General features: G+C 41.0%; 15 protein-coding genes. 5 read left to right on the forward strand and 10 right to left on the reverse strand.

Features of this window, described 5'->3' with window-relative positions:
• Positions 1 to 33: 33 nt before the first annotated feature.
• The 8 genes from ubiA to LU297_RS01160 form a co-directional block, all read right to left on the reverse strand.
• The gene (gene ubiA / locus LU297_RS01125; protein WP_263076589.1) at positions 34 to 984 is read right to left on the reverse strand and encodes a 4-hydroxybenzoate octaprenyltransferase; all 951 of its coding nucleotides are present in this window, start codon (positions 982 to 984) and stop codon (positions 34 to 36) included.
• Positions 985 to 1,047: 63 nt separating this feature from the next.
• Complete coding sequence (locus LU297_RS01130) at positions 1,048 to 1,827, reverse strand: class I SAM-dependent methyltransferase (RefSeq protein ID WP_263077297.1); 780 nt, start codon at positions 1,825 to 1,827, stop codon at positions 1,048 to 1,050.
• Between the two features lie 3 nt (positions 1,828 to 1,830).
• Positions 1,831 to 2,673, reverse strand: a complete 843-nt coding sequence (locus tag LU297_RS01135) for an undecaprenyl-diphosphate phosphatase (RefSeq protein ID WP_263076590.1) — start codon at positions 2,671 to 2,673, stop codon at positions 1,831 to 1,833.
• Between the two features lie 108 nt (positions 2,674 to 2,781).
• Positions 2,782 to 2,970, reverse strand: coding sequence for a hypothetical protein (locus LU297_RS01140; protein WP_263076591.1), 189 nt, complete (start codon positions 2,968 to 2,970; stop codon positions 2,782 to 2,784).
• Positions 2,967 to 3,635, reverse strand: a complete 669-nt coding sequence (gene tsaB, locus LU297_RS01145) for a tRNA (adenosine(37)-N6)-threonylcarbamoyltransferase complex dimerization subunit type 1 TsaB (protein ID WP_263076592.1) — start codon at positions 3,633 to 3,635, stop codon at positions 2,967 to 2,969. The genes LU297_RS01140 and tsaB overlap by 4 nt, the downstream gene beginning before the upstream one ends.
• 93 nt (positions 3,636 to 3,728) lie before the next feature.
• A complete protein-coding gene (gene ffh / locus LU297_RS01150; protein ID WP_263076593.1) occupies positions 3,729 to 5,267 on the reverse strand; it encodes a signal recognition particle protein in 1,539 nt (512 codons plus the stop codon).
• 443 nt (positions 5,268 to 5,710) lie between these two features.
• Positions 5,711 to 6,118 (reverse strand): hypothetical protein, encoded by a 408-nt coding sequence (locus LU297_RS01155; protein WP_263076594.1) that lies wholly within the window; start codon positions 6,116 to 6,118, stop codon positions 5,711 to 5,713.
• A gap of 247 nt (positions 6,119 to 6,365) precedes the next feature.
• On the reverse strand, positions 6,366 to 6,755 hold the full coding sequence (locus tag LU297_RS01160) for a hypothetical protein (protein WP_263076595.1): 390 nt from the start codon (positions 6,753 to 6,755) through the stop codon (positions 6,366 to 6,368).
• A gap of 294 nt (positions 6,756 to 7,049) precedes the next feature.
• On the opposite strand from LU297_RS01160, the gene LU297_RS01165 reads away from it, so the two are divergent.
• A complete protein-coding gene (locus tag LU297_RS01165) occupies positions 7,050 to 7,262 on the forward strand; it encodes a hypothetical protein (RefSeq protein WP_263076596.1) in 213 nt (70 codons plus the stop codon).
• A gap of 43 nt (positions 7,263 to 7,305) precedes the next feature.
• Here LU297_RS01165 and LU297_RS01170 read toward each other — a convergent pair whose 3' ends face one another.
• The gene (locus LU297_RS01170; RefSeq protein ID WP_349773724.1) at positions 7,306 to 7,575 is read right to left on the reverse strand and encodes a phage tail assembly protein T; all 270 of its coding nucleotides are present in this window, start codon (positions 7,573 to 7,575) and stop codon (positions 7,306 to 7,308) included.
• Between the two features lie 234 nt (positions 7,576 to 7,809).
• On the opposite strand from LU297_RS01170, the gene LU297_RS01175 reads away from it, so the two are divergent.
• The 4 genes from LU297_RS01175 (at position 7,810) to LU297_RS01190 (ending at position 11,455) form a co-directional block, all read left to right on the forward strand.
• The gene (locus LU297_RS01175) at positions 7,810 to 8,601 is read left to right on the forward strand and encodes a cytochrome C assembly family protein (protein ID WP_263076597.1); all 792 of its coding nucleotides are present in this window, start codon (positions 7,810 to 7,812) and stop codon (positions 8,599 to 8,601) included.
• A gap of 281 nt (positions 8,602 to 8,882) precedes the next feature.
• Positions 8,883 to 9,743 (forward strand): lytic transglycosylase domain-containing protein, encoded by an 861-nt coding sequence (locus LU297_RS10025; protein ID WP_285894529.1) that lies wholly within the window; start codon positions 8,883 to 8,885, stop codon positions 9,741 to 9,743.
• 177 nt (positions 9,744 to 9,920) lie between these two features.
• Complete coding sequence (gene htpX, locus LU297_RS01185; RefSeq protein WP_263076599.1) at positions 9,921 to 10,829, forward strand: protease HtpX; 909 nt, start codon at positions 9,921 to 9,923, stop codon at positions 10,827 to 10,829.
• 128 nt (positions 10,830 to 10,957) lie between these two features.
• Entirely contained in the window at positions 10,958 to 11,455 is a 498-nt protein-coding gene (locus LU297_RS01190; RefSeq protein WP_263076600.1) for a hypothetical protein, read from the forward strand.
• Here LU297_RS01190 and clpA read toward each other — a convergent pair.
• Positions 11,438 to 13,648, reverse strand: coding sequence for an ATP-dependent Clp protease ATP-binding subunit ClpA (gene clpA, locus LU297_RS01195; RefSeq protein WP_263076601.1), 2,211 nt, complete (start codon positions 13,646 to 13,648; stop codon positions 11,438 to 11,440). The two genes, LU297_RS01190 and clpA, sit on opposite strands and share 18 nt — an antisense overlap.
• Between the last annotated feature and the right edge of the window lie 8 nt (positions 13,649 to 13,656).

Consider the following 13,656-nt stretch of genomic DNA (forward strand, 5'->3'; position numbering starts at 1 on the left):
TTTTATTAACCAAATCATCACTTTGTTTGATGGCTATGCTCCCCAAAATTGCCATGCACAGCTTAATGCAATCAGCACAAACATCACTCTTCCCACGATGGCATTATGTCTAAATGCCTTAAAACAATTAAGTCGTTCACGGGTTTTGATGAGGCGGTATTGATAATTCATCATCAATATGAATGGCAGCAAACAAATCACTAAATAAAGATTTAACAAATCATGCAATAAAAACATCATGATTGCCAAAAATAGCCCTTGCAATGCCATGATAAAATGCACATCATTTTTGCCAAACCATGTTTCAAATAAAATGGCGGTGGATTTTACCCCAATCTTAATATCATCGTCCTTATCACACATGGCATATTGGGTATCATACGCCACCGTCCAGCATATATAGGCAATAAAGGTTAGCCAGCCTGTTATCCCAACCTCTCCAATGCCTGTATTGATACCGCCCATCTGACTATTGACCGCCACAAATGCCATTGGCACCGCCCACCCAAAAGCCGCCGCCAATACCACTTGGGGCAAATGGGTATAGCGTTTCATAAACGGATAAATAAAAGCAAGAATGACCGCAATTAACGACCAATAAAAAACTTGTATCGGTAAAAATAATAACAAACACGCCGACAACAATGCCAAGCCCACAAAAGTAAATACCGCCGTTTTGGCTTTTAAGCGTCCATCTGCTAAGGGGCGACCCTTTGTCCGCTTAACTTTTCCATCTACTTTACGGTCAGCAAAATCATTAATCGCACAACCAGCGGAACGCATTAAAAACGCCCCCAATGAGAATATCACAACAAGTTTAAGGCTGGGCAATTTGCCATATTGACCACTTGCCAAAAACAATGCCCAAAGCGTTGGATAAAGTAATAATTCTGTACCCACAGGTTTATCAAGGCGAATCAGTTCACACCAAGCAATCAATTTTTCTTTGGCGGTCATTGGGGTGTGGGTTAAATGGTTTTTCATAATTAAAAAATATTACTTATTTTTTGCCAAATGATGTACTTCTACTGCTTCGGTTAGTCTTAGTTAGCCATATACATCAAATCTGATGACTTCATTATTAAAACTTTGATTGGGTGATTTATCGGCAAAATTAGGAGCAGACAAGGGGCGTTTAATCACCAGTTTATCGCACTTTGCTATGGCGGTATTAAAAAGTTTTAATTCATCATCGCTATTTGGCGGATTAACCATCAAATGCAAAATTTGCATATTTTTATTAACCGCCCCCTTGTAGCTGTCATTGGGAAACATTGGGTCAAGGTAGATTAAATCATGTTTGACACCATCATTGATAATCTTATTACTGTCGCCAAAGACAATCGTAATTCTCTCCATCAGTTTTTGCCAATTTTTATGTTGGCTCATTTTTATTTTTTCAAATATGAGCATTAAAAAGACAATGGGATTTTGTTCAATGAATGTTACCCTTGCCCCTGTACTTGCCAATATCAATCCATCAATGCCAAATCCTGCCGTGCCGTCAATCACACTCATTTCTTTATTTAATTTACACGCCTTTAATAACAGTTCATTATTTTTCCCAGAAGAGACAATGCGTTGTTGTAGGCTTTGCCAATTTAGGCAAGTTTTAATCAGCTCATTATCAATCATTTGAGATAACATTAAACTTTGTTTATCAAAAAATACAATGGGCAAATGATTGTCCAAACTGATATTTTTTAAAAGTTTATTATCAATCTTTGGTACTGTGATAACAGTTAAATCAATGGGTAGCTGATATTGATTGATAACTTCATTGATAATCTTATCATCATTATGGATTGATAAAAAACACGCCTTCATCAATTAACCCTCTATGGCATAACCAAAACCAAAAAAAGCAATTAAAACAATAATCCCTGTAACAATTCTTAAATAAGCAAAAATCATAAAGTCTTTTTTACTAACCCACGCTACCATAAAGCGAATGCAAATTAACGCAATGATAAACGAAGTCATAAAACCGACACCCAATATCGCCCAATCATTCGCTGTTTGCATTGCCTCTTTGTGTTTAATAAGCCCAAGTAATGCCGCCCCCATAATCACAGGAATGCCCAAAAAGAATGAAAACTCCGTGCCAGCCGTGCGAGAAGTGCCAAATAATAACGCCCCAATAATGGTCGCTCCAGAACGAGAAGTGCCGGGGATTAGGGCAAGGCATTGTGCCAAACCGATTTTAATGGCGGTTTTAAAATCGATTTGTTCGGCGGTTTGAGCGATAATGGGGCGTTTTGTTTTTTCGGCATAAATAATAAGCACCGCACCGACAATCAGCATAATTGCCACCACCACAGGGTGAAATAATTTTTCGGTAATAAAATCTTCAAATAACAAACCAATGACCATGACAGGCAAAGTAGCAATGATGAGCGATAATCCTAATTGACGGGGTTTTTCTAATCCTTGTGCCTTACCTGTTAATAAACCCATTAAGGCATTCCAAAGTCTGCCCCAATAATCATACACTACTGCAAGCATTGCCCCCATTTGAATGACGACAATAAACAAAGCCGCTTTTTCTTTTGTCCAAAAGTTCATCAAATCTGCCGACAAAATCAAATAGCCCGTACTAGAAATCGGCAAAAACTCGGTAATGCCCTCAACAACGCCCATAATAAAGGCTTTGATAAATAATAAAATGTCCAAGTTAAATGACCTTAATGTGTTTTAATTAAAAATTTGATAGGGTTTTTAATATTTGGGCGAATTACAATTCGCCCCTACGGTTCATTGGTAAGGTGCGTAATAGGCACCTTACGATTGATTTAAATTTTCTTTTTCTTGAATGTTTTTAAAAAATTCTTTGGCTTCCTCCCAAACATCATCGCTAATTTCAGGATAATCATCAACTTCTCGCCAAAATTCTCCACCCCATTTTAATTCAAGATAAACACCAACAATCATTAAAACAAGCATTGAAATTCCAAGAAATAATTTAATCATTTGCTTTTCCCCTGCTCTGCCAAAGTTTTCCAAGCATTATGGCGTAAATAGACAGGTAAGGCATTTTGGGCAGTAACACCGCCATTGGTTAAATATTCTGCATACGCCATTTTGCCAATATCACAAGCAGTCGGATTTAAGTCAATTAACTGACCGTCTGTTTTGATAAATTGACCGCCATTACCGATAATAAAATCAGCCTTTATTTCATTATCATAAGGCAATAAGGCTTCATCGCCAATTTGGGTTAATTTATCATTTTCAATTTGATAAAAACAGGCATAAACTTCATTTTGGCGAGCGTCAATACAACTGGCAATCACAGCATTATCAGAAATGCTATTTTGCATAACAAAGGTATTGGCAAGCGTTTTTAGACTTGATACCCTCACACAAGGCAAATCAAGGGCGAACGATAAAGCCTGCACCACCGCCGTATTGATACGAATACCGCTAAATGCTCCCGGCCCTCGATTAAAGGCAAGCACATCAACATCATCAAGCGTCATCTGATGCTGGCTGAGCAGATTATCAATGATTGGCAATATGGTTTCGGTTTGTCCACGATTGCCCAAAATCGTTGTTTCGCCAATCACACCATCATTATTTAACAGTGCCACCGAGCATTGTTCAAAAACAGTATCTAATGCCAATAATATTGCCACACGCCACGCCTTTTTTAAATCATTACTTTAAAATCAATATACTAAAATACAACAACACCCAATGGTGTCTTGGGTGTTGTACCAGATACGCCATCAAAAACGCTTTTTAAAGTTTGGAGGTAACTGACTGCCCAGCTCTTGCATTTTTTTCTGCATTTCTTCCATGCTGGGCATTTCGTTGGGATTTAGCCCTAAATCTTGCATGGACTGCCTCATTTGAGCCATGTCTGGTGCAGCATCTTGACCACCCTTACCGCCAAACAAAGGACCTGACGCCATGCCACGAGTCAGACCTTGTACTGCTTTCATCATTTTGCCCAGACCCTCGGGACGACTAATCATCTTCATCATGCGAGCCATCTGCTTGTGCTGTTTGAGCAGGCGGTTCACATCTTGGATTTGTTTACCTGAACCTGCGGCAATACGGCGTTTACGGCTTGGTGTGATTTTATCAGGATTTTGGCGTTCAAAAGGCGTCATCGAATGGATTAAGGCTTCCATTTCCTTAACCTTTTCCTCAGGCTTTGCCTCTTCCATCGCTTTTTGGATATCAGCACCGCCTAAGCCTGGCATTTTATCCAAAAATCCAGCCATGCCACCCAAATTTTTCATTTGTTGGAATTGGTTGAGCAAATCTTCAAGGTCAAACTCCCCACCCTTTTGGATTTTTTTCGCCATGCGTTCGGCTTGCTCACGGTCGATTTTTGCCTCAACCTCTTCAACCAGCGACAACACATCGCCCATGCCCAAAATACGCTGAGCGATACGCTCTGGGTGGAACAGCTCCAACGCTTCTAATTTTTCGCCACGACCCAAAAATTTGATGGGTTTGCCTGTAATGGCTCGTACTGATAAGGCAGCACCACCTCGTGCATCGCCATCGGTTTTGGTCAAAATCACGCCTGTCAAAGGCAAAGCATCATTAAAGGCTTTGGCGGTATTGGCAGCGTCTTGACCTGTCATACTATCAACCACAAACAAAGTTTCCACAGGATTGACAGCGGCAGCAAGCGATTTGATTTCGTCCATCATCTCATCATCAATGTGCAAACGACCTGCGGTATCGATGATTAAAATATCTTGGTATTGTAATTTAGCCTCGTTAATCGCACGATGGGCGATGTCTAACGGCTTTTCGTCAGGGCTTGATGGCACAAAACTTGCCTTAACCTGCATTGCCACCTGTTCAAGCTGCTTAATCGCTGCTGGACGGTACACATCGGCAGAAACCAGCATGACTTTTTTGTTATGTTTTTCTTGCAAAAATTTGGCAAGTTTACCTGCGGTTGTGGTTTTACCAGCACCTTGCAGACCAGCCAATAAATACACCATGGGTGGCTTGCCTGTCATTTCCAGCGACTGATTGGCAGCACCCATCATTTCTGACAATTCGTCATAGACGATTTTAACAAAGGCTTGACCTGGTGCCAGCTCTTTTAGCACCTCTTGACCCAAAGCCTGTTCTTTGACTTTGGCAACAAAATCCCGAGCCACAGGCAAGGCAACATCCGCCTCCAATAGTGCCATACGCACTTCACGCAGTGTGTCTTTGATGTTGTCTTCGGTCAGTTGACCTGTGCCTGCAATATTACGCAGACTGCCAGAAAGTCGTTCGGTTAGAGTATCAAACATAAGCGTTCCGTTAAAATTTAATCATAATCAATGATGGCAATGAATGTAGCTAACTGGCATCAAATACACCCATCAACTCAAAGCTCCAATCATCAATATCGTTACCAATATTGGCAAAAATCTATGCAATATCCACCATGATATCATCAAGCCATTCTTATTGTGCGTAAGTCTAGCATTGATTAAAGCCATTTGCAACGAATGAAGAACATTATCCCAAAAAATCAAGCCTTTATCATCTTATCTTGCTTACCATTCATTTTTTATGCCTTAAAAATTTATCTTAATTTGATTTGATGGATTGCCTTGGCTAATCCTTAATGATATTACGGCTAAAATTAACCGTATTTGCCCCCAGTACGATGTTAATTGCTAATGCCATCATATTTCCTTTGGGTAATAAAAAACCCACCGATGAGGGCGGGTTTGGTCAATGAGTTTGGTTAGGCTGTGATAAAGGGTTGTAATTTTTTTAAACCCGATGTATCAGCTCTTAGAATCGCCTGCCTCCCATCTCCTGCTTTTAATGCAAGATAGTGGTAGGTTTTATCATCTGGTGCTGTGAGCAACCCAAGTGCCAATGTACTCAGCCCCAATCCAACCGATCCAGTTAAAGCAACCCCAGTCGCTACAACGGTTCCGACCTGATGAATGCCCCCAAGTAGCGATTGAGCGGTTTCTGTTTTATCAAGTAGATGTAGCGTTGTTCCTGGCTGATTAAGGATAATTTCTGCATTTCCTGAAAACAGCCCACGCTTTTTCGGAAAAATCAGTGCAGGAGGTAGGTGATTATTCCGTACAATCATGGGCATATTCTTGTCAAAATCATTGGACTCAAAGACTGTTATCATAACCATTTAATGCTATTTGCATTGCTTATTCATTCCATTTTGATTATAAAATTAAACAAATCCAAAAACAAGTATTATTCAATCCTTCGCTCCAAGCCCTGCAATCAGCCGTGCCATACACGCATCAAGTTCAGCTTGTCGCTCTGCTTGATACTACTCAACAATGTTAATTGCTAATGCCATCATATTTCCTTTGGGTAATAAAAAACCCACCGATAAAGGTGGGTTTTGTAAATCATGTTGTGATTTAAGAAATGTATTTTAAAAACTGCTGATATTTTTTCTTATCAAGCTGCACAACAGCAGATTTGCCATCAGTAAATTCAATATGAGTAACATAAACATCTTTGGTGTGGTTTGGTAATTTGCTGCCAAACCACAATGCCGCAAGTGCAGGAAAGACACCTGCACCAAACAGCATTGCTCCCACAGTCATGCTTAATGCACCATTTTGAACTGAATTTGCCAAGGTTTTTACTTTGTCAGTATCAACCAGTTCAAATTTTTTTACTTGGGTGGATAAATTATATACTTGGCTTTTGTTTGTTTCTTTATCGGTCATGGCAAAGAAACGACCAGTTGAAGCCCCGCCATAAAGCACAAAATCATCAGAATGCAATATCTTGATACCAAACATAGCAAATCCCATCAGCAAAGATTGTCTGTACCATACTAAGTTATCCTAAAATTCAAGCAAGGGCAAGCAAATGCCTAATGCAAATAATACTGTTTTTTGGCACGGTGCTTATCAAGGAATGCCAAAACTTGCTTGCGTCGTTCAGCAAAAGGCATTAAGCTGCCTGCTGCTTGTTCATTCTCGGAAGTTGGCAAGGTCTTTTCGTTTCTGACACAATAAATTCTGTCATTGACATATATTCAAAATGACATTAGAATATATGTCAATAATCAATCTTAAAAAAGGTACTATTTTATGTCATATTTGAATACCACCGAACTACTTCAAAATCAAGACACTTGGAAACGCTCACAAGTACGCCTGCCCAACAGCCTTTATCAAGTGGTTGCCAAATATGCAGAAGAGCAAAGTATGTCTTTAAATACTGCCATCATTCATCTTTTGGACATAGCTTTGGTTGAAGCCAACGCCAAAAAGCAAGCTCTAAACAACCAATCAGAGTCATAAAACAAGCGGGTGTTTTTGCCTGTTTTATGGACTGTTGGTAAATTTACACTTGCTTTGCCTGATGCTTGGCAAACATCGCCATCAGAGCTTCGGCATCTTTTTGGGCTTGCACTTGTGCCTTATGCCGTTCGTACTCTTCACGCATTTCATCGGTCATGGGGTTTGGGTCAATGGGCAAAAAGTCGCTGATGGACACCCCGTCATTACCCAGCTTGGCATACAATAGATGGGCGGTCTGAATGTCCTGACGAAAGCCGCCGAAGGGGTCTAGGCGGTCGTAGGCTTGCCATTCGATGAGTTCATTATAAGACAGCTCATCTTCAAGCTCGCCTACGGTGCGCTCTAATCAATGATGTATATTGACCGTTTGTGATTGATTCATCAGCCTTGCTTTTGTTAATTATTCATATTTATCTTGTATTTTGACTATTCATCAGTTCAAATCTATGATAAATTAGCAAGCATTTCCATTAACATTGCACCATGCCCATTAACTTAATCACCCAAATGTGTGCTGATGAGCTTGATGGCAATAAAAGAGGTTTGTGTGCTGATTGTTTTTTTGATGACCACCATCATCTATTCCACCAGCAGTGTGTATCTGACACATACACTACTGCAAAAAACTACCCCAAATAAGTTTGGGTTACTGGGTTTCTTGATACTCGGTGTGTGCTTGCACGGTTATCTACTATATCCACAAATAATGACTTTACATGGCTTAAACTTCAACCTGTTTAACACATTGAGCCTAACCAGTCTGTTTTTTGTGATTTTTTATGTGCTATTTGGATTGTATCGCCCCATTTTAAGTTTAGGGATTTTGGCAGTACCCATCGCACTGGCTGGTGTTAGCACAGGTTATTTTGGCAAGGCAAGTTACCAACCGATTGCCAGCCTTAATATCGGCTTGCAGCTTCACATTTTGTTATCGTTTGCCGCTTACTGCGTTTTATTGATGGCAGCCGTGCAGGGTTTTATCCTAAAATTACAAATCAAAGAACTAAAACACCAAACCATTCATCGCTTTTGGGTCAGTCGTCTGCCTGCCTTGCAAAGTATGGAAGGTCTGCTGTTTGATATGATTTTGATGGGCTTTGTCATTTTAAGCATTGCACTTGGTTTTGGATTTGTGGCAACCTATGACATCTTAGACCAGCACATCGCCCATAAAATGTTTTTTAGCTTGGCAAGTTGGGTTGTGTTTGGCATTTTGATTGCAGGGCATTATCTGCATGGCTGGCGTGGTAAGCGTGCGGCAAATTTCACCATTTATGGTTTTATCTTACTTGCCATCGGTTTTGTGGGTTCAAAGGCGGTGCTGGAATTGATTTTGTAGGTTGATGCTTTATTTGATGGCAGACGCTTCATCAATTTGCACAAAAAACAACAAAATATTGCCAGCATCGATTGATTTATCAGAAAAAGCCATAAAAAATAGCTTTATTTTTTCACAAATTCGCAGATTTCCTACTTGAAATCTGCCATCATATCTCCATTTATTAGCTTATGCTTATCTTTCCCAATTGTAGCTTTTTGTAGCCAAAGGGATTTTTACTGGTTTTCTGGCATTGAATGTTATAGAATGCCTGCAACTTTCACTAAGTTTTTAATGAAATTATGAAAAATTTAACCACAAAGTTCTCGCTAAGCATCTTGGCAATGACACTGACCGCTCAGGCTTTTGCCGAAGTAAAAACCACCATCATGCCAGCAGGCGGTGTCACTGTGACCGTCCAGCCAAGCACCCAAGGTAGCGAGAAGTTCACCCAAACCACCCAAAGCACAACTTATGCCAAAAGTGGGACTTTTTATAACGCCAATAACAATCAGACCAATTATAGCTCATCAGCATTTAGCTCTTACTCAACAGAAAACTACTCCAACTATTCATCATATAGTGGCAGTGCCAGCAGAGACAGCTACGACCATCTCATTCGTGACGCCGCAGCTCGTCATGGCGTTGACCCTGCGTTAATCAAAGCCATCATTCACACCGAATCAACCTTTGACCCTTATGCCAGATCTCGTGTTGGTGCAGCAGGTCTAATGCAACTGATGCCTGCCACCGCTCGTGAAATGGGCGTCTGGGATGTGTACGATCCTGCTCAAAATATTGATGGTGGCACCAAATATTTAGCATTTTTACAACGCCAGTTTAGCAACCAAAATCATGTGATTGCTGCCTATAACGCAGGCCCTGGCAATGTACGCAAGTATGGCGGTATTCCACCATTTCGTGAAACTCGCAACTATGTCCAAAAAGTCAATGACCGCTATAATAACATTTATAGCCTAGATGCCAGCCTGTATTCTGGCTCAGGTCGTTATTCAAATCTGGCGATGAACACACCAGTTGGTGGTACGACCGTTACCCAAACCAGCAAGGTCATCAGTTCATCAGGGGTTAATTTTGCCGCACCACAAAACCCAAGCGTGAATTACACTGATGGTCGAGTGTTTATTTCGAGCAACCCTTAATGTCCATCATTTAGACTTTGTTAATTTTTTGTGAAAATATGGGCAAAATTGGTCATTTCTGATTGGTTTTGCCTTTTATTTTGACAAATCGCCCAAAAATAATAGACACATTCTTCGTATTACCTACCCGCCAAGACCAAACCGCTTGGTCGGTTTTTTTAAAAGGAATCCCTATCTATGATGCGAATTGGTTTATTTCTACTGACCAACCTAGCTGTAATTATTGTATGTAGCATCGCTTTTGCTGTGTTATCGTCAGTTTTTGGTTTAGGCAGTGTTCATGCAGGTGGTGGTCTTAACTACGCCAGTCTGATTGTGATGTGCTTTGTCTGGGGCATGGTTGGCTCGCTGATTTCATTGTTCATGTCAAAATGGTTGGCAAAGAAATCCACAGGTACTGTTGTGATTGAAACGCCACGCAATGCCACCGAACAATGGCTGGTTGATACCGTTGCCAAACAAGCCCGTGCGGTTAATATCGGCATGCCAGAAGTTGGTATTTTTGACAATCCTCAGCCAAATGCCTTTGCCACAGGCTGGAATAAAAACAACTCATTGGTTGCTGTCTCAACAGGACTGCTACACACCATGACCGCTGATGAAGTAGAAGCGGTACTGGCTCATGAGATTGGTCATGTCGCCAATGGCGATATGGTAACTTTGGCACTAATTCAGGGTGTGGTCAATGCCTTTGTGATGTTCTTTGCACGCATCATTGGTAACTTTGTTGATCGTACAATATTTCGTAATGAAGACGATGCTCCTGGCATTGGTTATTTTGTGACCAGCATCGTGATGGATATTTTGCTGGGCATGCTGGCTTCTGCCATCGTAATGTGGTTCTCTCGCCGTCGTGAGTTTCGTGCTGATGAAATGGGGGCAAAACTTGCCAGCCGTGATAAAATGATTAGTGCTTTGAACGCTTTACGCCCTGCCGAAAGCCGCCCTGATACCATGCCAGAAGGCATGAGAGCCTTTGCCATCTCATCAGGTCAATCACAAGGATTTAGTATTGCCAGCCTGTTTCGCAGTCACCCAACACTAGATGACCGCATTGCAGCCTTGCAAAAATTACCACAAAACTGATTGAACAAACCCAAAAAATCCATCAATGAGTTGATGGGTTTTTTAATTTTTAATGCTTAACACTCACTCCCTTTATCTGTTATACTATACTGACAACCCAATGAATGAAAATTGACAAGGATTGGACAATGCGTCATTTATTTGCCACTACATTGCTATTTACCGCCCTATTGCTTGGTACAACTGCTCACGCAAGTGACCCCAAACCTGAACAATGGCTGTATCAAGATTCGCCTTACGATAAAATCAATGGAAAAAATTTATTTCAAACCACCGCCATACGCAATATTACAAACAAATTACCGTCCAGTACAGCAGGCGTCATCAAAAGAGCCAGAATGTCACAAGATGTCATTTTGCAAAGTAAAGTTCTTTATGTGCAGATTTGGGATAAAAATGAAACAGATACGACAGTTCATTTATTTTATCACATCAAAAATGGGAAGTTTTGGGCATATCATCAACAGCAGGATAACTCCATCAGATGTTATGCAAACAACCATGATGATATGACAAACTTTGAATTAGCAAACTTAGATTATATCCCCACCTCACAATGCAAAAAGTATAAAACAAAAAACCACCGCTCATGGTGGTTTTTTTATATATCAACTGACCTTAAATGATATTTCCCCCGCCTCATCAAGCAGCACCGACACTTGACCGCCGTCAGCCAATTCGCCAAACAGTATCATAGATGCCAATGGTTTTTTGAGTTTATCTTGAATCAGTCTTGCCATAGGTCTAGCACCCATCAAACGGTCATAGCCATGCTTGGCAAGATATTCACGAGCTGTTTTATCCACCGTCAAAACGACATTTTTGGCAAGCAGCATCTCTTGTAATTCACTGACAAATTTATCCACCACAAAATCCATCACCATGGGCGATAATGGTTCAAAATTAACCATCGCATCAAGCCGATTGCGAAACTCTGGCGTAAAGGTGCGTTTAATCGCTTCGCCATTGTCGTGCTGATGATTTTGTTCGGTAAAACCCATTGATTGACGGCTGATGCTATCCGCCCCAACATTACTGGTCATGATGAGTATGACTTGACGAAACGACACCGTACGACCATTATTATCGGTGAGCATGCCGTTATCCATCACTTGTAATAACAGGTTAAAAACATCAGGGTGAGCCTTTTCCAATTCATCAAGCAACAAGACGCAATGAGGAAACTGCTGAATTTTTTCAGTCAATAAGCCACCTTGATCATAGCCGACATAACCTGGCGGAGCACCAATGAGTCGTGATGCGGTGTGCGATTCCATGTATTCTGACATATCAAAACGCACAAACTCCACACCAAGCATGAACGCCAGTTGTTTGGCAAGCTCCGTTTTGCCCACACCTGTCGGACCTGTGAACAAAAATGAGCCAATCGGTTTATTGGGATTGCCAAGCCCTGCTTTGGATAGCTTGATGGTGTCGCTCAATACCTCAACCGCCCTATCTTGCCCAAAGATGACTTGTTTGAGCTGATGTTCTAATTGGGCAAGCTGTTGTTTGTCATCACTGGCGATGCTTGATGGTGGAATACGAGCCATCTTGGCAATGATGGTTTCAATCAAAGTACTATCCACCATTTGCTCATCTTTGGGATTAAGACGCAAATAAGCACCTGCTTCATCAATCACATCAATCGCTTTATCGGGTAAAAAACGCTCATGCAAATGCTTGACTGACAGCTTGACTGCCGTCTCTATCGCTTCATCGGTGTAAGTAACCTGATGAAAATTCTCATAATATTTTTTTAGACCCTGCAAAATCTGTATCGCCTCTGCCACCGATGGTTCTTTGACATCGATTTTTTGGAAGCGTCTGGATAAGGCGTGATCCTTTTCAAAAAGCTGTCGATATTCAACAAAAGTTGTCGAACCGATACATCGCAACTCGCCACGAGATAAAGCAGGCTTAATCAGATTGGAAACATCGACATTACCATCGTTGGACGCACCTGCCCCAATCATCATATGAATCTCGTCAATGAATAAAATGACATCAGGCTTATTTTTTAGAATATCCAATAAATTTTTAATTCTTTTTTCAAAGTCGCCACGAAATTTAGTCCCCGCCACCAAAGAGCCAATATCTAAGCTATAAATCGTGGTCTGTGCCAGCAGGCTTGGGACTTGCTGATGAACGATTTTCCACGCCAGCCCTTCAACAATGGCGGTTTTACCAACACCAGCATCACCCACAAACAATGGATTGTTTTTGCGACGACGGCATAAAATTTGTATCGCTCGCTCAATCTCATCATCACGCCCCACCAAAGGGTCAATCTTGCCAAGCTGGACTTGTTCGTTAAGATTGGTGGTGTAGGCGGTCAAAGGATTGATTTTTGTTTCTTGTGCCACATCATCTTGGGTGAGTTTCTCAGTAAACTCTTGTCTATCTAGCTGAGAAATGGTTTTGGTCAGCATCAAGATATCCAGCCCCAAATCCTGCAAAAGCTGATTGGCAAAGCAATCAGATTCTTTGAAAATCGCCACCAACACATCGCTGGGTGCGACTAATTTTTGGGTTTGGCTTGCTTGTACTTGATAAATTGCCCGCTGTATGATTCTCTGCACACTCTTGGTTGGTTTGGGATTAACATTTTCTTTACTGATGAGATAATCTTGAAAATAATTGGTCAGATGCTCTTTGATTTTTTCTTGCTCAATCTGACATTCTTTGAGCACCAAAGATACTTTGTCATCATCAAGCAAATGCCACAGCAAATGTTCGCTGGTCATGAGCGAATGCCCAAGTCTTTGGGCATGGTCAAGAGCAGATTGATGAATTGCTGAAAACTCTGGACTAAACACAACTTATT

Source organism: Moraxella nasicaprae, assembly GCF_025643275.1.
Classification (GTDB): Bacteria; Pseudomonadota; Gammaproteobacteria; order Pseudomonadales; family Moraxellaceae; genus Moraxella; species Moraxella nasicaprae.